At 61.8% G+C, this 21,854-nt stretch carries 22 protein-coding genes; 17 read left to right on the top strand and 5 right to left on the bottom strand.

Annotated features, from left to right (window positions below; all coding sequences use genetic code 11):
• The first annotated feature begins 105 nt into the window (after nucleotides 1–105).
• The 9 genes from ABQF13_RS11825 (at nucleotide 106) to ABQF13_RS11785 (ending at nucleotide 9,747) form a co-directional block, all read left to right on the top strand.
• Nucleotides 106–936, top strand: coding sequence for a mycofactocin-coupled SDR family oxidoreductase (locus ABQF13_RS11825; protein WP_448392927.1), 831 nt, complete (start codon nucleotides 106–108; stop codon nucleotides 934–936).
• 62 nt (nucleotides 937–998) lie between these two features.
• Nucleotides 999–2,210 (top strand): alpha/beta hydrolase family protein, encoded by a 1,212-nt coding sequence (locus ABQF13_RS11820; protein WP_448392926.1) that lies wholly within the window; start codon nucleotides 999–1,001, stop codon nucleotides 2,208–2,210.
• 16 nt (nucleotides 2,211–2,226) lie between these two features.
• Nucleotides 2,227–3,756, top strand: coding sequence for an AMP-binding protein (locus tag ABQF13_RS11815; RefSeq protein ID WP_448392925.1), 1,530 nt, complete (start codon nucleotides 2,227–2,229; stop codon nucleotides 3,754–3,756).
• Nucleotides 3,753–4,532 carry an enoyl-CoA hydratase-related protein gene (locus ABQF13_RS11810; protein WP_448392924.1) on the top strand — a complete coding sequence of 260 codons (780 nt, stop codon included), beginning with the start codon at nucleotides 3,753–3,755 and terminating at the stop codon, nucleotides 4,530–4,532. The genes ABQF13_RS11815 and ABQF13_RS11810 overlap by 4 nt, the downstream gene beginning before the upstream one ends.
• Nucleotides 4,529–5,635: an acyl-CoA dehydrogenase family protein gene (locus ABQF13_RS11805; protein ID WP_448392922.1), complete on the top strand. Its 1,107-nt coding sequence runs from the start codon at nucleotides 4,529–4,531 to the stop codon at nucleotides 5,633–5,635. The genes ABQF13_RS11810 and ABQF13_RS11805 overlap by 4 nt, the downstream gene beginning before the upstream one ends.
• Nucleotides 5,636–5,641: 6 nt before the next feature.
• Nucleotides 5,642–6,835 (top strand): acyl-CoA dehydrogenase family protein, encoded by a 1,194-nt coding sequence (locus ABQF13_RS11800; RefSeq protein ID WP_448392921.1) that lies wholly within the window; start codon nucleotides 5,642–5,644, stop codon nucleotides 6,833–6,835.
• A complete protein-coding gene (locus ABQF13_RS11795) occupies nucleotides 6,832–7,569 on the top strand; it encodes an SDR family oxidoreductase (RefSeq protein WP_448393136.1) in 738 nt (245 codons plus the stop codon). The genes ABQF13_RS11800 and ABQF13_RS11795 overlap by 4 nt, the downstream gene beginning before the upstream one ends.
• Before the next feature lie 217 nt (nucleotides 7,570–7,786).
• Nucleotides 7,787–8,821, top strand: coding sequence for an LLM class flavin-dependent oxidoreductase (locus tag ABQF13_RS11790; protein ID WP_448392920.1), 1,035 nt, complete (start codon nucleotides 7,787–7,789; stop codon nucleotides 8,819–8,821).
• A complete protein-coding gene (locus tag ABQF13_RS11785) occupies nucleotides 8,818–9,747 on the top strand; it encodes a hydroxymethylglutaryl-CoA lyase (protein ID WP_448392919.1) in 930 nt (309 codons plus the stop codon). The genes ABQF13_RS11790 and ABQF13_RS11785 overlap by 4 nt, the downstream gene beginning before the upstream one ends.
• 28 nt (nucleotides 9,748–9,775) lie before the next feature.
• Here ABQF13_RS11785 and ABQF13_RS11780 read toward each other — a convergent pair whose 3' ends face one another.
• The 5 genes from ABQF13_RS11780 to ABQF13_RS11760 form a co-directional block, all read right to left on the bottom strand.
• On the bottom strand, nucleotides 9,776–10,357 hold the full coding sequence (locus ABQF13_RS11780; protein ID WP_448392918.1) for a VOC family protein: 582 nt from the start codon (nucleotides 10,355–10,357) through the stop codon (nucleotides 9,776–9,778).
• 69 nt (nucleotides 10,358–10,426) lie between these two features.
• Nucleotides 10,427–11,128, bottom strand: a complete 702-nt coding sequence (locus tag ABQF13_RS11775) for an acyl-CoA thioesterase (protein ID WP_448392917.1) — start codon at nucleotides 11,126–11,128, stop codon at nucleotides 10,427–10,429.
• 91 nt (nucleotides 11,129–11,219) lie between these two features.
• Complete coding sequence (locus ABQF13_RS11770; protein WP_448392916.1) at nucleotides 11,220–11,876, bottom strand: TetR/AcrR family transcriptional regulator; 657 nt, start codon at nucleotides 11,874–11,876, stop codon at nucleotides 11,220–11,222.
• An 89-nt stretch (nucleotides 11,877–11,965) separates the two neighbouring features.
• The gene (locus ABQF13_RS11765) at nucleotides 11,966–12,709 is read right to left on the bottom strand and encodes a hypothetical protein (RefSeq protein ID WP_448392915.1); all 744 of its coding nucleotides are present in this window, start codon (nucleotides 12,707–12,709) and stop codon (nucleotides 11,966–11,968) included.
• 39 nt (nucleotides 12,710–12,748) lie between these two features.
• A complete protein-coding gene (locus ABQF13_RS11760) occupies nucleotides 12,749–13,531 on the bottom strand; it encodes an SDR family NAD(P)-dependent oxidoreductase (RefSeq protein ID WP_448392914.1) in 783 nt (260 codons plus the stop codon).
• Nucleotides 13,532–13,926: 395 nt separating this feature from the next.
• On the opposite strand from ABQF13_RS11760, the gene ABQF13_RS11755 reads away from it, so the two are divergent.
• The 8 genes from ABQF13_RS11755 to ABQF13_RS11720 all read left to right on the top strand — a co-directional run bounded on the left by ABQF13_RS11755 (nucleotide 13,927) and on the right by ABQF13_RS11720 (nucleotide 21,854).
• On the top strand, nucleotides 13,927–14,856 hold the full coding sequence (locus tag ABQF13_RS11755) for an ABC transporter permease (RefSeq protein WP_448392913.1): 930 nt from the start codon (nucleotides 13,927–13,929) through the stop codon (nucleotides 14,854–14,856).
• A 71-nt stretch (nucleotides 14,857–14,927) separates the two neighbouring features.
• A complete protein-coding gene (locus ABQF13_RS11750) occupies nucleotides 14,928–15,725 on the top strand; it encodes an ABC transporter permease (RefSeq protein WP_448393135.1) in 798 nt (265 codons plus the stop codon).
• Nucleotides 15,726–15,733: 8 nt separating this feature from the next.
• Nucleotides 15,734–16,819 carry an MlaD family protein gene (locus ABQF13_RS11745; protein WP_448392912.1) on the top strand — a complete coding sequence of 362 codons (1,086 nt, stop codon included), beginning with the start codon at nucleotides 15,734–15,736 and terminating at the stop codon, nucleotides 16,817–16,819.
• Nucleotides 16,816–17,835 carry an MlaD family protein gene (locus tag ABQF13_RS11740; RefSeq protein WP_448392911.1) on the top strand — a complete coding sequence of 340 codons (1,020 nt, stop codon included), beginning with the start codon at nucleotides 16,816–16,818 and terminating at the stop codon, nucleotides 17,833–17,835. The genes ABQF13_RS11745 and ABQF13_RS11740 overlap by 4 nt, the downstream gene beginning before the upstream one ends.
• Nucleotides 17,823–18,794, top strand: a complete 972-nt coding sequence (locus ABQF13_RS11735) for an MlaD family protein (protein WP_448392910.1) — start codon at nucleotides 17,823–17,825, stop codon at nucleotides 18,792–18,794. The genes ABQF13_RS11740 and ABQF13_RS11735 overlap by 13 nt, the downstream gene beginning before the upstream one ends.
• Nucleotides 18,794–19,909 carry an MlaD family protein gene (locus tag ABQF13_RS11730; protein WP_448392909.1) on the top strand — a complete coding sequence of 372 codons (1,116 nt, stop codon included), beginning with the start codon at nucleotides 18,794–18,796 and terminating at the stop codon, nucleotides 19,907–19,909. The genes ABQF13_RS11735 and ABQF13_RS11730 overlap by 1 nt, the downstream gene beginning before the upstream one ends.
• Nucleotides 19,906–20,901: an MlaD family protein gene (locus ABQF13_RS11725; protein WP_448392908.1), complete on the top strand. Its 996-nt coding sequence runs from the start codon at nucleotides 19,906–19,908 to the stop codon at nucleotides 20,899–20,901. Before ABQF13_RS11730 ends, ABQF13_RS11725 begins: the two co-directional genes overlap by 4 nt.
• Nucleotides 20,898–21,854: an MlaD family protein gene (locus ABQF13_RS11720; protein ID WP_448392907.1), complete on the top strand. Its 957-nt coding sequence runs from the start codon at nucleotides 20,898–20,900 to the stop codon at nucleotides 21,852–21,854. Before ABQF13_RS11725 ends, ABQF13_RS11720 begins: the two co-directional genes overlap by 4 nt.

Raw genomic sequence — 21,854 nt, 5'->3', positions numbered from 1 at the left:
CGAGCTCCCTTCCAGGCGACCCGCTTGCTCACCGAACGTTGTTTGGTTAATATCGTGACGCGGGCATGAAACCCCTTCAACGGCAGATCGGCAACCAGGAGCGACATGGGAACACTCGAGGGCAAGGTCGTCTTCATCAGCGGCGGTGCGCGCGGCCAAGGCCGAGCACACGCCGTCAGGCTCGCGAAGGAAGGCGCCGACATCATCACCTTCGATATCGCCGAGCAGATCGATTCCGTGCCGTATCCGCTGGCCACCAAAGACGATCTCGAAGAAACGGTGCGACAGGTCGAAGCGCTCGGTCGTCGCATCGTGGCGCGTCAGGCCGATGTTCGCGATCAGGATGCGGTAGGCCGGGTTTTTGATGAAGGCGTCGCCGAGCTTGGCCGGGTCGACATCGTCATCGCCAACGCCGGGATCATGCCGATCGTCGGCCCCACTTCGACCAAGGTGTCCGCGTGGCACGACGCAATCGACATCATGCTTACCGGGGTGGTTTACACGCTGGAAGCCGCGGTACCGACGATGGTGGAGCAGAATGAGGGCGGCGCCATCATCATCACCAGTTCGGTCGCCGGTCTCAAGAGCCCAGCACGGTCTTTACGGACCAACACCTATGGGTTACTCGGCTACACGGCAGCCAAGCACGCCGTGGTCGGCGTGATGCGGTCATACGCGAACGCTCTGGCTAGTCATAACATTCGTGTCAACACTCTGCATCCGACCGGCGCCAATACGATGATGGTGGCGAACGACGCGTTCCTGGGTTCCGCCGACCAGTTCCCTGAGCTGTTCGAGGCGATGAGCAATGCCCTCCCGGTGCAACTGATCGAATCCGACGACGTTGCCAACGCCGTGGCCTGGTTGGTGTCGGATGAAGCGCGCTACATCACCGGGGTCTCGCTTCCGGTCGACGCCGGGGCGTCGGTCCGCTAATCGGTACGCGGCCATCTACACCGACAGCAATCGGCGACCCTCGATTATTGTCACATCGGTCCTTGACTGGAGGCTTTGCGTTGTCTCATTCGGCGCCAGACGTACCGCGCATCAAATACACCCGCACACCGTATCTGGTTGTCTCACGGGAGAAGACGGTCCGGAAGGACATTTACGGTTCAATCGCCGATAACGTCGTCCGGCAGGCGCAGCTGCTCCGAGGCGAAGACGATTCGGACACCGTTATCCTCGCGATGCATCCCATCGGTTCCCCCGGGTACCTGCCGCTGTTTTCCGAGCTCGCGCGTACCGGTCTGCACGTGATCGGCGCAGCCAACCGGTACTCGGTCGGCGACTCCGCTCTGCAGATGGAGAATGTGCTGCTCGACCTGCACGCGTGTATCGAAGATGCACGGAATCGACTCGGCTACAAGAACATTATTCTTGCTGGCTGGAGCGGCGGCGGCTCACCAATGATGGGCTATCAGGCAGAAGCGGAGTCGCCGTCAATCTCAAAAACCGCAGCCGGTGAGGACACAATCCTGGCGGAGACGGCACTCGCTGGAGCTGACGGCGTGATGCTGTTGGCGGCGCCGCGCAGTCGGCACCGCCTTTTGACTGAGTTTCTCGATGCCTCCATCACCAATGAGATCGAGCCCGAACGCAACCGCCAAACCGAATTCGACTTGTACGACCCGTCCAATCCGAACCAACCGCCGTACTCCTCGGACTTCCTCGCCGCGTATCGGATGGCCCAGCGGGACCGTAGTCGGCGGATCACCGCGTTTACACAGCAGAAGTTGGCTGACTTTAGTTCCGCCGGCCGCCCGCACGCCGAATACGCGTTCGTGGTCCCCGGGACTATGGCCGATCCCCGCTGGCTTGACCCCTCAATCGATCCGAACGAGCGTAAGCCCGGATCGAGCTACCTGGGCGACCCCTGTATCGCGAATACCAGCCCCGGCGCGCTGATGCGCTTCACCACCACACGCAGCTGGCTCTCACAATGGAGCCTTCAGACTGCCCAGGTGGACGCAGGAGATGCCGCCCCGCGCGTCACGGTTCCGGTGTTCATGATGGTGAATGGGCGCGATGATGCGGTACCGACCAGTCATCAACAGCAAGTTTTCGATGCGGTCGGTCACACGGATAAGGAACTCGTAAATTTGCCCGGCGCCAACCACTATTTCAGCGGCACCGGTCAAAAGGTACATCTCGCCCGGGCCGCCGATCTGGTGCACGACTGGCTGGTACGGCATCAGTTCGTCAATTGAACACGAGGAGAAACCGATGGCCTTCGCGGCCCACGACTGGGTTGACTACCATGCAAATCACCGGCCACAGGATCCGGCACTTGGCAGCGCCGATGACAACACGATGTTGCGCTGGGCGGACCTCGAGGAGCGGGTGGGTCGTCTGGCGTGCGTACTTCGCGATCGCGGAGTCAAAAAAGGTGACCGCATTCTCGTCATCGCGGAAAATGACCCCCGCATCATCGAGATCCAGTTTGCCGCAATGCGTATCGGTGCGTTGCTGGTCCCACTGAACTGGCGATTGGCGGTCTCCGAAGTGACCGACATCGCGCTCGACGCCGAAGCTCAGATGATCGTCCACGACGCCGAATGGGCCAGCGTCGCAAACAACATCGCCGAGAAAGCAGCGATACCGGAGAGGATTTCTTGGGCGGCGACCGGTTCGGAGTACGACGCGGCTGTAGCCAGTGCCGGTCACCTCGCCCCCCACATCGGCCTGACGTTCGACGATCCAACGCACATCCTGTACACCTCGGGCACGACAGGACTGCCCAAAGGCGTGCTTTCCACCCACGGCACGCTCGTATGGCAGGCGCTGAACACAGCGCATACCACGCGGTATTCCGAGCCGGGTAACCACCACCTCAACCCGATGCCTCTGTTTCATGCCGGCGGACTCAACGTCATGGCCAACCCCATCCTGTACTTCGGCGGGGCGGTGTCGATCATGCGACGGTTTGTACCCGATGCCGTCTTTGCCGCACTGATCCGATCTGAACTGCCCGCAACGCATTTCGCCGCGATCCCGTTGATGTACAGAGGCATATCAGCGCAGCCAGGATTTGATACGGCCGACTTCTCGCACGCACGCCAGTTCATCGTGGCGGGCGCCATCGCCGAACCCGAGCTACTACAACGGTGGGCCGACCGGGGCGTAGCGCTACAACCGCAGTACGGTGGCACCGAACACGGGCCGATGGCCACGGCGGTCGACAACCCGGCCCTAGCGCTCAACAGGGCCAAGGCCGGGTCGATCGGACGGTCCGCCCGGCATACCCAGATCCGCCTCGTCGACCAGGGCGGTAACGATGTTGCCGCCGGCGACACCGGCGAGATATGGCTGCGCGGCCCAAGTGTCACCCCCGGCTATTGGCGCAAAGACAACCAGGATTTCTTCACCGATGGTTGGTACCGCACCGGCGACGCCGCACGCCGCGACGCCGATGGTTACTACTACCTCGCCGGCCGGGTGAAGGAGATGTACAAATCCGGCGGCGAGAACGTGTACCCCGCCGAGATCGAGCGGGTGTTCGGCGAGCATCCCAAAGTTTCGGATGTGGCAGTCATCGGCATCCACCACGAGGTGTGGGGTGAAGTGGGAATGGCGGTCGTTGTACCGGCCCAACCGCGCGTCCCGCCCACACTGGACGAGCTGAACCAATTCGCCCAGGCTCGACTGGCCCGGTTCAAACTACCCAAGTCGCTAGCGGTAGTCGACGATCTGCCCCGCAACGTCACGGGCAAGCTCTGTCGGCAGGCGTTGAAAGCGCAATACGGCGGGGTGTGACCTTGATTCGCCACGACATCACGGACAACGGCATAGCCGAACTGGTGATCGACAATCCACCGGTCAACGCATTCAGACTCTCTGATATCGCCAAGCTAGTCACACATCTGCGCAGCTACCACACCGACAACCGGGCGCATGTGGTGCTGCTGCGCGCAGAAGGCCGCGGATTCTGCGCCGGTGGAGACGTCAAGGAGGTTCAGGATCTTCCCGGCTTCAGCGGAATCCTCGGCCAGGCCAACGGCTCTCAGGAACTGACGCTTGCCATCAGCGAGTGCCCGGTGCCGGTGATCGCCGCCATACACGGCTACTGCATCGGATTAGGGGTGTTGGTCGCGGGGGTGTGTGACATCATCCTGACCGCGGAGCGGACCAGCTTTGTGCTTGCCGAAGCCGACAACGGTGCCACCAGCGGAATCGTCCAGGCTGCCGGTCTGCTGCCGGAGAAGCGGTTGCGGGCCGCGATGTACACGTGCGAACCCTTCTTCGCCGAAGAGCTACACGCCTACGGCAGCGTCTACCGCGTCGTGCCCGCACAACAGTTGGCCGACACCGCACGCGACCTCGCGGCGACGGTCGCAGCCAAGCGCACCGCCGTCGTCAGGGGGTTGAAAGCCGCGATCAACGGATCGATCGCCCGCGACATTCGCAAGGCCTACCGCCAAGAACTGAGCTACACCCTCGAACTGAACATGTCCGGTGAAGCGCACGATGCGCGTGGGGATTTCGTCGAGGGCCGTCGCTCGGGCTACCAGCACGGAAGCGAAACCCAATGAGCTACATGCCAACTGAGGATACGCTTGAGCTCGGTGCGGTTGTCCGACGCTTCCTTGAGAAGCACTCCCCCGAGGATTCTGTGCGACGCTGGATGTCAGTGGACTCGTCATACGATCCTGACGTATGGCGTCTGGCCGCAACTGAACTCGGCCTTCATGGTCTGTGTGTCACCGAGGAGTTAGGCGGTAGTGGTGCCGGTTACTGTGAACTCGGCGCGGTGTTCCAGGAACTCGGCCGGTCCCTGTACGGCGCGCCAATGCTGGCTTCGGTAGGGCTCGCGACGTCGGCGCTCTTGCATTGCGCCGATGACTCATCGAAATCCCAGATCCTGCCGCGGTTGGTGACGGGCGAATCGGTGGCCACAGTCGGCTGGTCAGGACGCGATCCGCTGCAGAGCTCGATCACGGCGACGGTGACCGACGAGCACACGGCAACGCTGTCCGGTCGCGCGGATTACGTGCTTGCCGGCCCGCACGCCGACATCCTGTTGGTGATCGCCACAGCGGCCGACGGCCCGAAGATCTACATCGTCGAAGACACCGCGCAGCTGCAGTGGTCCGAGTTCACACCGCTGGATCAAACCCGCAGACTAGCGCACACCGACCTCACCGGCGTTCGTGCCCGTCGGCTGCCGATCACGGCCGAGGCTTTGGAACGCACCGTGGACATCTGGACGCTGCTGTTGGCGGCCGAACAACTCGGCGGTGCATCCCGGGTACTTGACCAAGCCGTCGACTATGCATGCACCAGGGTGCAATTCGGTCGGACGATCGGTTCGTTCCAGGCGATCAAGCACCGCTGCGCGGACATGCTTGTCGAGGTCGAATCGGCCAAGTCCGTCGTGTGGCACGGACTCTGGACGGCCGATCATGATCCGCACAACCTGGGTATCGCGGCCGCGCTGGCAGGTTCCGTCGCCACCGATACTTACACCTACGTCGCCGCCGAGAACATCCAGATTCACGGTGGCATCGGGTTTACCTGGGAGCACCCAGCCCACCTGTATCTCAAGCGCGCCATGGCCTCCTCGTTTCTGTTGCGATCGACGAGCGAGCATCGTGACCGGCTCGCAACGCTGATCAACCTCCCGAAAGGAGCGTGATCGCAGATGTCCGCCAAGAATGATCGCCGGGTGCTGGGCTCCGCGCTCGAGGAATTCTTCGCCACTCATGACATCGCCGCCAGCCCGGACCAGATGATCCGCGCGGCACGCTTCGACGCTGGCTTGGCGTTCGTGCATTTTCCACCCGGGTTCGGCGGCCTCGGGCTGGGTTCGTCGCTGCAGGCCGAATGTGAGAACGCGTTTCAGCAGGCCGGCTCACCAGACTGGAGTGCGCGCAACGTGATCGGCCTTGGCATGGCGGCGCCCACCATCCTGAAGCATGGCACCCCCGACCAACGCCGCAAGCACCTGCGCACGCTGTTCACCGGCGAAGACATCTGGTGCCAACTCTTCAGTGAACCGGGCGCCGGATCCGACCTTGCCGCGGTGGCTACCCGGGCCAGGCGGCGCGACGACACATGGGTGGTCAACGGTCAAAAGGTCTGGACCTCACTGGGGCACATCGCCCGTTACGGGCTGCTGCTCGCCCGTACCGACCCGGAGGTCGCCAAGCACCGCGGCCTCACCTACTTCCTGTTGGACATGCACTCGCCAGGAGTCGAGGTTCGGCCGCTGCGGCAGCTGACCGGTGAGGCCGAATTCAACGAGGTCTACCTCAACGACGTCGAGATACCGGACAGCGACCGTCTCGGCGACGTGGGCGACGGCTGGAGGGTGGCCATCACCACACTGAGCAACGAACGCGTCTCTCTCGGCGGCCGCCCGTTGCGACGAGGTGAGGGCCCGATTGCACAGGCGGTTCGGGCCTATTGCAGCGCATCGCAGTCCGGCCACGGCAGTGCCGTCGCCCGTGATCTCCTCACCCGCTTGTGGATCCGCGCCGAGGCGGCGCGCCTGACCAACGTTCGCGCCGCATCGAGGGTCGCCACTCCTGGACCCGAAGGCTCGATCGCGAAACTTCAGATGGCAGAACTCAACAAGGCGATCTATGAGTTCTGCGTCGACGTGCAGGGGCAAACTTCGCTGGCCGTAGATGATTACGAGCCGACCGCCCCGGACTTTGCGGCGGTGCACGGCGGTGAGGTTCTCACCAAGGCGTACCTGCGCTCGTTGGCGAACTCGATCGAGGGCGGCACATCCGAGGTGCAGCGCAACATCCTCGGTGAACGTGTGCTGGGGCTTCCCGCGGAACCACGCGTCGACAAGGACATCCCGTGGAACAGGATTGCTCGCGCATGAATATGAGCTTCGACTTCACCGGTCACACCGTGCTTGTCACCGGTGCGGCACAAGGTATCGGATATGAGATCGCCACTGCGTTCAGCGATGCGGGGGCCCGGGTTGGCGCTCTGGACATCGATCCCGCCCTGCTCGACGCGACATGGGGCGGACGAAAGGATGTGCTGCCGATCGCGGTCGATGTGGCGGATTCTCGAGCCATCACCTCGGCGGTCACGCACATTGCCGACTGGGGCGGGAGCCTTGCCACGGTCGTCAACAACGCTGGGATCGCACGCGACTCCGTCGTGTGGAAGATGGCCGATCAGGACTGGAAGGCCGTTCTGGACGTGCACCTCGGCGGCACATTCAATGTCACCCGCGCGGCGGTACCGCTGATGCGGGCCAACGAATTCGGGCGCATCATCAACGTCACCTCCTATACCGGGATGCACGGTAACGTCGGACAGTCCAACTACGCCGCGGCCAAGGCGGCGATCATCGGGTTCACGAAGACAGTCGCCAAGGAAGTCGCTCGCTTCGGGATCACCGCGAACGCGATTTCGCCGAATGCGGCGACGGCGATGGTCAAGGCCATTCCACCCGAGAAGCTCGCCGCACTGACATCGGCCGTCCCGCAGCAGCGGTTCGCCGAACCGGCCGAAATGACCGCCGCGGTACAGTTTCTGGCTTCGGCTGAGGCCGGATACATCACCGGTGTGGTGCTTCCGGTCGACGGCGGCATGTCGATGTGACGATGACCGTGAGCCGTGCCGTGGGTGACCGCGACATCGCCCACCGTCATGCGGCGCGGGGTTGCGTCGTCGAGCCCTAACCGATCGCTGTTGCTTAAACCCCCCGGTCGCAAACCGATAAACGCAGGCCCACATGCGGCGTTGCATAATCAAACGCTGTTTGTTAAATTAGGTATCACGACGTTCACCTGCACCCCGGATGGGAGATAGCGGCAACATGACCCTCAGCTTGATGACACTGGGTGACCAGGTCACCGACCCAGTCACCGACCATCGCGAAAGCGCCATCGAACGACACCGTGCGATCGTCGAAGCGGCCGTCGTGGCCGACGAAGGCGGATTCGAGGGTGTGCACATCGGTGAACACCACGGTCTGGAATACATATACTCATGCCCGCCGGTGATCCTGGCGGCGATCGGTGAGCGCACCAAGAACATCAAACTCAGCACCGCGGTGACGTTGCTTGCCAACCTCGATCCCGTACGAGCCGCCGAGGACTACGCGACGCTGGACGCCCTCAATAACGGCCGCGTCGAGATGGTGGCCGGCCGCGGCAACTTCTTCACCTCGACCTACACGCTGTTCGGGCAGAACCCCGACGACTCCCATGAACTGTTCGAGGAGAACGTGGAGTTGCTCCTCGACCTGTGGACCGGAAAGCCGGTGACATGGCAGGGCAAGCATCGTGCACCGCTGGATGCTTTCGCACTCCAGCCCGCGCCCGAACAGGTGCCTCCGCTGTGGATCGGCGGTGGCGCCTCGGAGTCCACGCTGGAGCTCGCCGCCCGGCTCGGCCTAGACCTGATGCTGCCGAGTGCCTTCGGCAACCCGGCCATGTTCATCCCCGTTGTCGAGGCCTACCTGGAGCGCTACGCCTCCTACGGTCACACCCGCAAGCCGCGGGTCGGGGCATGCTGGCATCTCAACGTCGACACCGACAGCCAACGCGCACGCGAACGCTGGATGCCCCGGTACAAGGCCTACTTCGAGCTGATGACGACGGTCATCAGCCGCGTCAACCCGAACCCTCCGCCCTTCATCACCAAGCCCTTCGACTTCGAGTTCTTGAGTACAAAAGGTCCGGCAATAGTCGGCAGTCCCGCCGAAGTCGTCGACCGGCTTGGTGAGGTCTCTGAGATGCTGCACGCCGATGTCAACCTGTTGTCGATCGACATGGGCGGCCAGCCCGCCGACGAATTCCGGGCCATGGTGGAACTGCTCAGTTCAGAAGTGCTTCCGCAGTTGTCATGAGCCTGGTCGACGGCACCGATATTTGGTTGCCGGAACGGATTTCGATTCGCGAAGTCGGGATGCGCGACGGTCTGCAGATCGAAACGCCCATCCCGACAACGGCCAAGCTGGCGCTTCTGGACGCGTTGGTGGCCACCGGCGTCAAGCGGATCGAAGCCACCGCATTCGTCTCCTCCCGGGCGGTGCCCGCGCTCAGCGACGCCGCTGAGGTCGCCGCTGCCCTGCACCGTTATCCCGACATCGAGTTCTCCGCTTTGGTCGCCAGCACCGCAGGTGCCAAGCGAGCACTCGATGCGGGAGTGACCAACCTCGAGTATGTGGTGTCGGCCGCCGACGGGCACTCACACGCCAACGTTCGGCGTTCCACCGAGGAATCCATCTCGCTCGTGCCACAAGTCGCCGACTTGGTGCACGCCGCGGGTGGCACCCTGGAGGTCATATTCGCGGTGGCATGGGATTGTCCGTTCGACGGCCCGACGCCGGCCGCGCGGGTCGTCTCGCTCGTAAAAAACGCCGTAGGCTGCGGGGCAGACCGGGTGTGTCTCGGCGACACGATCGGGACGGCGACGCCCAGGCGTGCGACGGAGTTGATCGCCGACGTCCAGAGACGACATCCAACGGTTCCAGTCGGACTGCATATGCATAACACCCGCGGTGCCGGACTAGCCACGATTCTGGCCGCGATGCAGATCGGCATCACCATGATCGACTCGTCGATCGGCGGGCTTGGCGGATGCCCATTCGCACCCGGCGCCAGCGGCAACGTGGCGACTGAGGAACTGGTCTATTTGGCCACCGATATGGGGATCGACACCGGCATCGACATTGAACTCGCGATCAGCGCAGCGTATCTCGCACAGGATCTGGTCGGCCGACCGTTACCGAGCGGGGTGTTGCGCGCCGGTGATCGCCGGCGCGCAAGCTGATCGTTCGTTGCCCGCGGCCTTGGCTGAGTCAGTGCGCAGCGCTCGCGTCGGCGATCCGCTCAGCCTGTTTGCGAGCCTTGGCGTGTTCAGACTTGTGCACGATCCCCTCGTACTCGGGGACGCTGGCCGGCGTGTCGTCGGCCATCAGCTCGACCGCTTCACGCGTATCGTCGTCAGTCAAAGGAACGGTGTCGTAGGTGAATTCGACCAGAGTGCCATCGGGGTCACGGGTGTAGATCGAGTGGATAAACTCGTGCTTTACCTCGAGAACGTGATAACCACGGTCGAGCCAGCGCTGCTTGTGCTCTTCGAGTTTGCCGATGTCGTGGCATTCGAACGCGATGTGGTTCACCCAGTACGGCAGGCCGACGCCGGTCGACAGCCCGCCCTGCCAACTGTCAGCTGGGACGCCGGCGTCTTCAAGACCGTGCAGGTCCCAGATCGCGAAGAAGCCGGGTTCGTCGCCATTCGAATAAAAAATGTGCTTCGTCCAACCGCCACCCGGCGCCTGCCGTTTTACTACTTTTCGCAGCTTGAATCCCATGACCTCGGTGTAAAACTGGTGAGACCGATTGACATCTTTGACCGCGATCGCGGTGTGGTGGAACACGTCCGGCGCCCCTTTACCTGTGGGATGGGTACTCCCCCGACATTACCAAACGCTGTCTGATTAATCTATCTATGGCGCGATCCGGCGGAAAAGCCGGACCTCCTGCGCTATGGTTGCGATCTCGCGACCCTGCGACGACGAAAGCGCATAGGTGAAGAACGTCCGATGCCCATAGGCGCGGGAACCCGTCTGCGACAACAAGACCCAGTCGTCGGCGCGGAAGCAGCGATGGATCCACAGCCCATAGTTGATGGGCTGATAATCACCGTAATCGTGCAACGCACCGGCAACGACAGGATCCACCGTCAACGCCAGCGCCGCGACGTGCACCAAGAGGTCGTCCGGTAACTCGTTGCGGAATCTGACCCAGGTGCGACCATTGTCGTCGATCGGCCGGATATCGACGGGGAACCCTGCCGGCGTTGCCGGTGACAGCACCGCCGGCACGCTGTACGGGTCCGGGTTATCGCCCATGCCAACCAATTCCTCGGCGTGCGCCCCGAAAGACGGCGCCTCGAACGAGACCTGACCGCGAGCAACCACCCGATCACGTTGCATCACAGAAACGGCGCGAAACGCCGTCTCGGCGCCGGTTTCGCGATCCGTGATCGCGGTCGCCAATGCGGTGCCGTCGAGACTCCCGCCTTGATACGCCACCTGTGCCGAATGGATCCAGTGTCCGAACCCGGTGTCAATACCCGCATCGAGTACAGCGCGTGCGGCGACAATGCCCGCCGTCACGGAGGTTTGGCGGCAAAGCGCGGTAATCAACGGGTCGAGTCGTTGCCGCCCGAGTTGGGCTCGGTTGGGCCTGTCAGCGATGCGAGCCCTCTGGCTGGGGCTAAGTGTCGACCTCGCCAAGCTATTCCGTCTCGACCTTTGCGGCAGGAAGCCAACGAGACTGGCGCTCGCGGATAGCCTCCTCGAAAGCGCTGACAACGCTGGAGATGATCACATCGAACATCTCGTCCGATGACAGGCCCCTCTCCCGAAGAACCTTGGTCAATGCGGGATACTCCTCGCCAGACAGCAGATCAACCTCGTCACCCTGGGCATCCGTACGCGTCTCTTGAAGTGCGCTGCCGATCGCAACGAGCTCCAGTGATTCGATCAGAGGCATCACAGCTGCGCTCGGGACACCCTCATCGATCAGGTGTTTGGCCGAAACCTCGATACGTTTGGGGCCGAGGCCTACACTGCGTCGGCCGATTACGACCTGAATGATCTCGGGATGCGCCAACAGCGCCGTCCGAAGCTCACGCGCATTCTGCGACAGCCACTCACGCCAGCGCCCCGACGTGACATCAGGTGCACGCACGTCTTCGAGCGCAAGTTGCGCCGCCCCGGTGATGATCTCGTCCTTGTTCTCGAAATGGTGGTACAACGATGCGCCGTTGACGCCCAACTTGTCTGCTAGGCGACGGATGCTCAGGGAGGCGAGCCCCTCCTTGTCGATGATGTCTAGCGCCGCCTCTAGCGAGCGGCGACGCGAGATGAGCGCCTCTTTAGGCCGAGCCACATTTCTCCTCGTGTGCGTCGACGGTTCCGGTGACTATAAAGTTTATCTAACACCGTTGATAATGTGTACCGCGTGGAACTCCCGATCAGTCAAAACGCCCGCGGGCTGGGCACCCACGGCGAGACGATCGCATACCAGAACATGAGTTGAACCAGCGTACTGAGGTAAAACGCCGACCAGATGGCGGTGGCGCCGGTAGCTATTTGGCGCAACGTGTCTTCCTTAGGTCCCCGCATCAGGCCAGCGCCGGCAGACCCGACCGTACCCGCGGCGGCCGACGCCGGTTGCCGCGCATCGTCCCAACGCAGCGCAAGACGAAGTGCGCCGTAACAACTGACACCAAGCAGTCCGGAGAACCAGATGTTCGACCAAATGACACCGCCGATCAGATATTGCGGCGCTTGGTAATACGTCCACAGGTGCAACCACGACACCATCGGGATCTCGAACAGCGGCTGCAGCAGTCCCATGCCCAGGAACACCACTAGCCAGCCCCAAGCACCCAGTTTTCGGTCCAGCCAAGCCCGGTTACGTGCCAGAAACGCTGTCGGGATTCCGAAGAAGAACGCATACGTGAACAGCAGCGCAACCGGTTGCACGCTATCGCCGATCTGAAACAGGGGAATGAAGTTCGAGCTGTACGCGACGTTGAAGAACCACTTGGTGTTAAACGTCCAGTCGAACACTACGGTCAGCGTCGAACCGACGTAGCCGCCCACCAATATCGCGCTGCGCGTGCGGAGCACGTACCACCAGCCAAATAGGAACAGGGCAAGCGCAACGAACTCGAACAGCCGCACAGCGAGCACGTCCGCCACAATCGGCGTGGGCATTACAGCTCCTTCACAACGCAAGTTTCTGGCTACTGCGGATCAGCGGCCCGATGTCAACAACTCGCCCCCGTCTATGGGTACGACGACACCGGTCAGGTAGCTGGCTTGGTCACTGCACAGGAAGGCCACCAGGTGGGCGACCTCCGATGGCTCGCCCAGCCGGCCAAGGGGATTGACCTCGACGTCGTTCTTCTCAGCCCAAGCCAAGATGGGGGTGATCATCTCGGTGTTGGTCTTGCCAGGCGCTACGGCGAGCACCCGAACCCCCGCACTCGCCCATTCCAGGGCAAGCGACTGCGTGAGCATGAGCAGTCCAGCCTTGCTCACGTTGTACGGCGCGAGCCCCACCGACGGATACATGGCAGCTGTGCTTGCAACGTTGATGACCACGCCGCCGGCGGCGGGCATCATCTCTTTGATCCGGCAGGCCAGAAACCAGGGCGATGTCAAGTTCAGTTCGACGATGCCGGACCACTCGTCGTGGGTAAACCGCTCGGCGCGCTTGGCATCGGGCAGCATACCGGCGTTGTTGATCAACATGTCGACGCGCGAATGGCGACTCTTGACCTCATCTACCAATCGCGCAAGAGCCGCGGGCGAGCTCAGGTCCGCTGCGAAAAAGTCACACTCGGCACCGCGGTCACGCAACTCGACCGCGACATCCTCCAGCCGAGCCACATCTCGACCCACCAGCAACACCCGCGCACCTAGCTCCGCTAGTCGCCGTGAAATTGCCGCTCCGATTCCACGGCTGGCGCCGGTGACCAAAGCCGTTCGCCCATCCAACGATTCCGCTGTCAAATTATCGTCCCGTCCCTTCACGCCCGGGCCGAGTCGCCGTATAAGAGGTTGCGAGCCCCCGGTACCCCTGCCGTCGTCGTATCACTTTATCGAACGACGTTCAGGCGTCAAGACGCTGTACGCTCTGCGGCCACGCCGCCCGTCAGCGTCGCCGGTGGTTTGACCGCCCGGCCCGGCCCTGCACCGGCAAATAGTCCTGTTGGCTGAGTGCATTTCCTGAGATCTCATGGCTATCAGGTGTTCAGCGACGCCGGTGGATACCCGCCGGACCCCGGGTGAAGTCGGTGGCACCTGGTTAAGCACGGCGGCTCCATTGCGAACGCAAACCCAAATAAGGTCTCCCCTAACCCGACACTGTTTGATAATGTGCTCTCCGTCGGGTGATCGCCCTCACATGAATCGAAGAAGGACCACGCATGACGACATTGCGGACAACACTTGAGCCTCCGGGCTCAGGGTCTCCGCCGACGGAATCCGTCGACGCTTCGGGCGGTCGCCACGGCGGTTCCACTGGGCCGTTCGCGCGTACGCGGCGTCGGGTGGCGAACTTGCTCGCCCGACTGGTCGCCATACCGGTTCGCAGCGCGCACACGACCGGACGAAGCGTGCTGATGGCAGGATCGGTGTTCAGATACGCCGTCACCGACACCGTCGCGTTGAAACTGAATTTCGGTGAACTCATCGTCCAAGCGTGGACCCTGCTCAAGGTGACGGCCCTGCCGGCGATACTCATGGCGATACCGTTCGGCGCGATGGTGGCCGTGCAGATATCCGGTCTGGTCAACGAGGTCGGCGCCAACTCGCTGGTCGGCTCAGCGACCGGTGTCGCCGTCCTCCGGCAGGGAGCGCCGGTGACCGCCGGGCTGTTGATGGGTGGCGCGGCCGCCGCAGCAATCACGTCTGATTTCGGCGCACGAGCCATTCGCGAGGAGCTGGATGCCCTACGGGCACTGGGAATCGATCCGGTGCGGCGCCTTGTCGTGCCACGCTTTTTGGCCCTGCTCTTGATCACTCCGATCCTCGTGGTCCTGGTGCTCGCCATGGGCGTAGGTGCGGCTTTCCTCATCGCAACGATGGTGAATGGCGTCACGCCCGGCAGCTTCTGGTTGTCCTTTGGATCGTTCGCGAAGATGGTCGACCTCTGGTTCACGATGGGTAAGGGTTTCTGCTTCGCAGCGATCGTTGCGGTGATCTCGTCGCAGCGCGGTATGGAGGCCAAGGGCGGGCCGCGCGGCGTCGCCGATGCTGTGAATGCGTCGGTAGTGCTCAACGTCCTGCTCATCGTGGGTGTCAATCTTGTCATCACTCAGATTCAGTCGATGTTCTTCCCAATGGCGGTGGCATAGTGGCGGCTCCAGCACAGCATTCGGCGGCGCCGTCGACCTTCCTCGGCAGGCGACACTTCTCGGCGCGTCACTTGACTACGCCCTTCCGGACAGCCGGGCAGTGGGCAACCTTTGTCGCACAGACGATTTGGTTGCTTCCGACGACAGTGCGAAAGTACCCGCGCGAAACCCTGCGCGTCATGAATAACTTGGCGTGGGGTCGAGGCTCGATCATCGTCGACGGTGGCGTGATCGGCGTGCTGGTGATCCTCGGTGTCACGGTCGGGGGCATCGTCGCCATCGAAGCGTTCGCAACGCTCGATCTCATCGGGCTCGGGGCATTGACCGGCATCATCGGTGGATGGGGCAACGTCCGCGAAATGGCACCGCTGGTCGCCGGGGTGGCCTTCGCCGCCCAAGCCGGTTGTCGTATGACCGCCGAAATCGGCTCCATGCGGATCGCCGAAGAAATCGACGCGACGGAAGCGATGGGACTCAGAGCGATCCCGTTCGTCGTCGGCACCCGCGTCATCGGCGGGCTAACCTGCATCATTCCGGGCTTCGTGATGACGCTGGCTTTGAGTTTCTACACGGTCAACATGATCGTACAGCGGCTCTACAACCAGCCTGTGGGTACGTATAACCATTATTTCGTAGAGTTTCTCAGCTTGCAGGACATCGCATTCTCGGTGCTGAAGGCAACGATCTACTGCACAGCTGTGACGATAATTCACTGTTACTACGGATTTTTCGCATCCGGCGGACCCGTTGGTGTTGGCCAGGCGTCCGGCCGCGCCATTCGCGCCAGCCTGGTGACCATCATGGTCCTCGATCTCACGACCACCATCATGATGTGGGGCCTACGTCCAGAATTCGTGTTCAAGGGATAGGGAGATAAATGCTATTCCGCGCGTCTGCAGAAGACGAGACCCGCAGGCTCACTGTCATCGGCGTAGCAGTAACTCTGTGCTTCGCAATCGCCTGCCTTCTGGTGGTCACGAAACCATTCTCCAGCAAGACCGACCACATCTCGGTGGTGATGGACATGCCGTTTGTCGGCCAGGGCGTCGCCACCAACACCCCGCTGATGTTGCACGGTGTCACCGTAGGTGAAGTCACAGCGGTGAAAAGCTTGCCGAGCGGTACCGTTCGGATCAATGCCGACGTGGAAGCCACTCCGGCGGCTAGTTTGACCGAGTCCGTAGGCGTAGATTTCCGTCCTGCCAACTACTTCGGCGTGACCGGCATCAACCTGATTCCCGACGGAGCCGGCGAACCGCTACGGGACGGTGCGGTCATCGCCACCACACCACAGGGCAACTTCACCCTGCAAGCATTGTTAACCCGGATGGGGTCGATCACCGACAGCGTGATCACTCCACAGTTGGTCGACGTGATCAATCGGGCGACCCAATACGCCGACGGGCTCAACCCTTTCATCGAGACGATGCTGGTCGCGGCGGACTCGGTCGCCAGGGTTCAAACTGTATCGACCGAGCGACTACTCAGGAATGCAACCGGTATCAGCGTGGCTTTCCCGGCGTTCACCGATGCTGCGACAGCCGCCGGTTATGGCTGGAATCAGGGATCGAGTGCCATCACGTTCAAGGTGTCCGGCGAACCGGCTTTGCCTGGACAAGAACAGGTCGCCGTCATCGGCGAGGAAGTCACCGAAGAGTACTGGCGGGAACGCGCCATACCGACGCTCGACGTGGTTGCCAACTCACTGTTCGGTGCGATCGGGAAGCTGGAATCCTCGCACGCCACCGATTTGCTTCCAGCAGTCAAACTGACCCAGTTGCTCACCGACACCGTGCCGGCGCTGCTGACACCGGCCGGCATCAACGACACGCTGGTGGAATTGCGCACCCGGTTCGAGAACCTCTACGCAGGTTCTCCCGAACAGCGGGCACTGCAGGTTCATATCGTGCTCGACCAGATCCCGGGTGTACAGGCCCCGATTAATGCGATGGGAGGACCGTGATCAAACCTCGCGCCGCGTTGTGGCGATTTGTATTGGCCGGCATCTTTGCGGCACTGGTGTTCACCCTGATTGTGAACGTGCTACGTCAACCCGTTGCCAACGAAACACGTGCTTACACAGCGGAATTCACAGACATCTCCGGGCTGCGTACCGACGCAGACGTGCGCGTCCGAGGTGTACGCGTCGGAAAAGTCAAAGGGATGCGACTGGAGCACAAGAACGGCCAGGACATCGCGATTGTCGATCTCAGCCTCGACAATCGCTACTCGGTGGTGTCCGCAACGCGACTGGCGATCAAGTACCAGTCGCTCACCGGCGCCCGGTACATCGACGTCACCAACGCCGACGAACACGCTGCGGGTAAGCCACCCGCACAGACATCGATCACGCACATCCCGGTGAGCATGACCCAGCCATCTTTCGACATAACGGCACTGTTCAACGGGTTACAACCAGTGCTGGCCACGCTGAGCCCCGAGGACATCGACCGGTTCACCGAGAACGCTGCCAATTATCTACTCGGCGACGGCACCGGAATCGGACCGGTGTTGGACAGCATCCGGAAGCTGACCGAGTTCACGTCAAACCGTCAGCAGGTGGTAGCTACGTTGATGCAGAATCTGAGCACCATCGCCGAAACATTCGGCGGTCACGCCAAAGATCTTGTGCAGGTGATTGAATGGCTGGACCGGCCCATCGATTCAGCCCTTACCGTGCTAGACGAGTTCCGGAAGTCGGCGCTGTACGGACCCCTGTACACGGGCCATGTCGTGCGTCTACTTGCGAATGCGGGTTTCACGCCGGGCCGGGTAGACATCGACGATGCGCTGGACCGCGCGATTACCGCGTTCTATAACTTCAGCGACGAAGTCAAACGTGTTCCCGTTGTCTGGGACAGCGTTGTGCCGCCCCCCGATCCGGAATCTCCGGTTCCGTGCTCGAGGGGTCCGGCGCAATTGCCGGCGTCCATGGATGTCCTACTGAACGGACAGCGGGTGATCATATGCAACCGGTGAGTTTCTGGCGAAACCAAATGCTTTGGGGTGTGGTCGCACTGGCGATGGTTGCGGTGTTGGCGGTGACGGCGGCCGCGGTGTATGTCCGTCCGCCCGGGCAGAAATTGGTGGTCTTCTACACCGATGACGCGGCCGCGGTCCAGCGCGGTGATGACGTGCGGATGGCCGGCATCTCGGTCGGAAAGGTTGCCAGCCTCAAACTCGAGGCGAATCAGGTGAAGGTCCTGGCAACGGTAGACGAGACAGCATTCGTCGGTGATCAGTCCCAGGTGCAGGTGCGCATGCTCACAATTGTTGGCGGCTACTACGTGAATCTGGTGTCACTCGGCGACGAACCCCTGGGACAGAAAGCTATTCCGGCCGCACGTGTAACGATGCCGTATAGCCTCATGCGTACTCTCGCCGACACGACGAAAGTGTCCGAGCAGATGAATCCCAGGCCGATTCGCGAATCGCTGGACCGAGTGCAAGCGGGGCTGCAAGGAACAAACGTCGATGCCATGACGGCGGCGATCGACGCCGGCAATGCGTTGACTGCGACGATCGATCGGCAGCGAGGGCAGATCTCTGCGATTCTCAACCTCTCCGATGAATACATCACCGAGCTGAGCGGCTACCGAGACCAGCTCAAAGAACTCGTCTCCAAAATCTCCATTCTCGAACAGACACTTGTGCTGTACAGCAAGGGCTTTGCCCAATCATTGAAGGGGCTTGGTGACATCGCGGACGCGTTACTGGTCCCTTACGGAAAGTTCTGGATCAACCACCGCGAGGACTTCATCCAGAAGATTCGTGAATGGGAGGACCGCATCAGACGATGGGTCGAGAACAACAGCAGAATCGTCCCCCGACTGCGCCGGGTGCGAGACAAGATCGAGCGGGTTCTCGACGCGCAGAACGCACTCCCGGAGTTGCTCGCCACCGACGTATGCATCCCGATGCCCGGAAGCCCATGCTGATGTCCACCAAGATCCTTCGCAAACTCCTGCGTACCGCCGGCGGGATTGGTTTGGCTGCAGTTATTGCCGCTGCAGGCTCAGCATGTGCCTCCGGAAGCACGCACGACGTCGCCTTTTGTGCTTACCTACCCGACACCGTCGGACTGTACGTAGGAAACCCGATCACCCAGATGGGTTATCCGATCGGCACGATCACGGCTATCCAACCGGAGCCGACCCAGGTTCGGGTCGAGTTCGCGATCACCGAACAGCGCCAAATACCCAGTGATGTCAAGGCGATAATCCGGTCTCCATCTATCCTCGCTGACCGTTCGATGGAATTGGTCGGCAATTATGCCGACGGCCCAAAACTAGAAGCCGGCAACTGCATTCCGGTCGAACGAACCCTTTCCCCGAAGACCATCTCCCAGGTCATCGGCTCGGCAGACACATTCCTCAACGCGATCAACTCGGCCGGCTCGGAGAATATCGCCGACACTATCGGCGGGATCGACCGCTTGACGCAGGGCAACGGGGCCTCCGCTGGACAGCTGTTGACCACGACTTCTTCTCTGCTCGACAGCCCCGACCAAGCCATCAGCGATATCGGATCGATCATCCGGAATACCGCTGAGCTTTCGACGGCGTTGAAGGAAATGCGGGATCCGCTGAAGGAGATCCTGCAGGACTCCCTGATCACCACCGGCGACGTGGTGGTGGCCCTCGACGGCGCCGCACGCCTCTCCGGGCCGACCGGGCTCGGAGCCCTGGGCCCGCTGATCGAAACGGTTGCCGTGATGGAAACCAGGCTGGGCGACACGACGCAGCTCACGCTGGACGCGGTAAGCGACGCGGTTCGCAAGGTCACCCCCCACTCGCAGGCACTCGCCGATCTGTTCAACCCGGTGCCGTGGTGGATCAATACCTTGGCCAACCACGTCAACGCCAAGGAGTGGGGCACCTTCAATATTGCCTACCGACCGCCGCTCTTCCGAGTTCCCACCCACGACGGGCTTGCGTTGTGCGGCTTCATGAACGCTTCGATGCCCGGCAGTTGCGCCGATGTGAACGGACAGCCGTATGCCGTCGACGTTGCCCTGCTGCAATACGTACTACAGGAAGCGAGCAAGCGATGACGCGCCGGATACGTTCGGTAGCCGTCGGCGCCGCGGTGGCTATCCTGGTGTCATCGTGCGCGTCGATCACGGTCAACTCGTTACCCCAACCGGGCGGCCACGGCAACGACGGCTACCACATCATCCTGAAGTTCGCGAACGTCCTCAATTTGCCCGACCGGGCGAAGGTGGTGCAGGACGGCACCACCGTCGGGATGGTGACGCGAGTCGAACTCATGCCCGATCATGTCAACGTCGTATCGCAGATCGAGTCGAGCGTAGTCGTTCCATCCAATGTCCATGCGACCCTGCAACAATCGACCGTCCTCGGTGACACCTACGTTGCGCTAGACCGACCGCCCACCGGCGAAGCGGCGCCGGCCCTGGCTGACGACGACATCGTTCCGCTGGCACAGACGACATCGCCTCCCCAACTCGAGGACACCCTCGCCAACCTCGCGAACTTTGTCGGTAGTGGGGCCATCCAGCGTGCCCAGAACACCATCATCGGTATCAACAACGTCACGCCTTCGCAGCAGGGTCAGCTGCGCAGTTTGGTGAACCGTGTCGCCGTTGACCTCGACGACCTCGCCGACAACATCGACACGGTCGACCAATGGCTCAACGGCGTAGCGGGAACCGCCGAGGTGATGGTTCGCAATCGTGAGACCTATGAGTACTGGTGGTCGCCGGCAGGCATGCTGGGTTGGGACCGCACCACCGAGCACGGAAGTTACATCGGGACAGTGGTTCCCTCCATCGGGAGCATCTACTCCGGTGGGTTCTGGCTTGAGCCGCTGCTCAACTCCCTGGCCAACGCAACCGGAGCGCTGCAGCAGAGCAAATGGGATTTCGAAGCCGAAGCGCCCCGGTGGCGCGAGTTGTTCGCGGAGTACTTCTATCCGGTTGACAAATACCCGGCCATCAACATCACCTCGATAACCGGACCGGATGGGCAGGAAATGATCGGGAACGTCCAGGACGTGCTTCGGATACTGGGAGCGACGCCATGAGGATCGCCAAGAACATCGCGTCATTCACCGCGTTCGCAGTCCTCATCGCGATCGGCGCCAGCTATATCCTATCGTTCGATTTTCACACTCGAACGCCCGATAACCGCATCGATCTGTCGATGGAAGTCCCGGACGTGAAGGGTCTCGTCGTCGGATCGAGCGTGCTGCTCCGCGGCGCATCCGTCGGGAAGATCACCGGTGTCTCGTCGTCGAATAACGCCGCCACCATCGACTTCTATGTCGAAGGCGATCATCAGATCCCCGTCGACAGCGACGTGCGGCTTGACAACCTCTCCGCCCTCGGCGAGGCCTATGTCGGATTTCGCCCGCGCACCGCCGATGGACCGAAGTTGACTGACGGACAACACATCTCGACCGAATCGATAACTGTGCCGCCGTCCATATCGCAGCTCGCGACCACCGTGGTGCGGATGCTTGACCAAATGGATCCCAACCAACTCGAACGAATCCTCGATGAAAGTGACGTTGCACTGCCTGATCCGAAAGTAGTGCTACCGAATCTATCTCGAGCAAGTCTGCTCAGCAGGAACATGGTGGTCGGGATGGAAGGCAAAGGCCAGCAGATGCTGGACAACTTCCAAACGCTGCTGCAGAACGCCGACTGGGTAGGGCCCAACTTGGCGGAGCTGGCCCCGCACCTCTGGGACTTCGGCCCCGCCATAGCCGATGTGTGGAATGGCACGATGAACGCCATCGTCTGGAACAACCCGGAAAACATGATCTTGTTCGGCAAGTTCTTGGAACGCATACAGCTGTTCCTTGACACTCGGGCATCGGACCTCAAGGTGATAACGCAAACACTGATACCCCAATTCCAGGGCATCAGTGGCGCACTGATGAATTTCGACACAGGTCGGATTCTGTCGAATGTGCTGGCAGGCATACCGGAGGAGGGAGCGATCAAACTTCATGTCGCCATCCCCGATCGCTAG

It is taken from the genome of Mycolicibacterium sp. XJ879 (genome assembly GCF_053483935.1).
The sequence above is the reverse complement of the archived record's forward strand: the minus strand, read 5'-3'. Positions and strand labels throughout refer to the sequence as shown.

Bases quoted from the DNA above. Each gene is read 5' to 3' on its own strand.
- ABQF13_RS11825 (WP_448392927.1), top strand. From the start codon at position 106: ATGGGAACACTCGAGGGCAAGGTCGTCTTCATCAGCGGCGGTGCGCGC.
- ABQF13_RS11815 (WP_448392925.1), top strand. From the start codon at position 2,227: ATGGCCTTCGCGGCCCACGACTGGGTTGACTACCATGCAAATCACCGG.
- ABQF13_RS11805 (WP_448392922.1), top strand. From the start codon at position 4,529: ATGAGCTACATGCCAACTGAGGATACGCTTGAGCTCGGTGCGGTTGTC.
- ABQF13_RS11800 (WP_448392921.1), top strand. From the start codon at position 5,642: ATGTCCGCCAAGAATGATCGCCGGGTGCTGGGCTCCGCGCTCGAGGAA.
- ABQF13_RS11795 (WP_448393136.1), top strand. From the start codon at position 6,832: ATGAATATGAGCTTCGACTTCACCGGTCACACCGTGCTTGTCACCGGT.
- ABQF13_RS11790 (WP_448392920.1), top strand. From the start codon at position 7,787: ATGACCCTCAGCTTGATGACACTGGGTGACCAGGTCACCGACCCAGTC.
- ABQF13_RS11785 (WP_448392919.1), top strand. From the start codon at position 8,818: ATGAGCCTGGTCGACGGCACCGATATTTGGTTGCCGGAACGGATTTCG.
- ABQF13_RS11765 (WP_448392915.1), bottom strand. From the start codon at position 12,709: ATGCCCACGCCGATTGTGGCGGACGTGCTCGCTGTGCGGCTGTTCGAG.
- ABQF13_RS11755 (WP_448392913.1), top strand. From the start codon at position 13,927: ATGACGACATTGCGGACAACACTTGAGCCTCCGGGCTCAGGGTCTCCG.
- ABQF13_RS11745 (WP_448392912.1), top strand. From the start codon at position 15,734: ATGCTATTCCGCGCGTCTGCAGAAGACGAGACCCGCAGGCTCACTGTC.
- ABQF13_RS11735 (WP_448392910.1), top strand. From the start codon at position 17,823: ATGCAACCGGTGAGTTTCTGGCGAAACCAAATGCTTTGGGGTGTGGTC.
- ABQF13_RS11730 (WP_448392909.1), top strand. From the start codon at position 18,794: ATGTCCACCAAGATCCTTCGCAAACTCCTGCGTACCGCCGGCGGGATT.
- ABQF13_RS11725 (WP_448392908.1), top strand. From the start codon at position 19,906: ATGACGCGCCGGATACGTTCGGTAGCCGTCGGCGCCGCGGTGGCTATC.
- ABQF13_RS11720 (WP_448392907.1), top strand. From the start codon at position 20,898: ATGAGGATCGCCAAGAACATCGCGTCATTCACCGCGTTCGCAGTCCTC.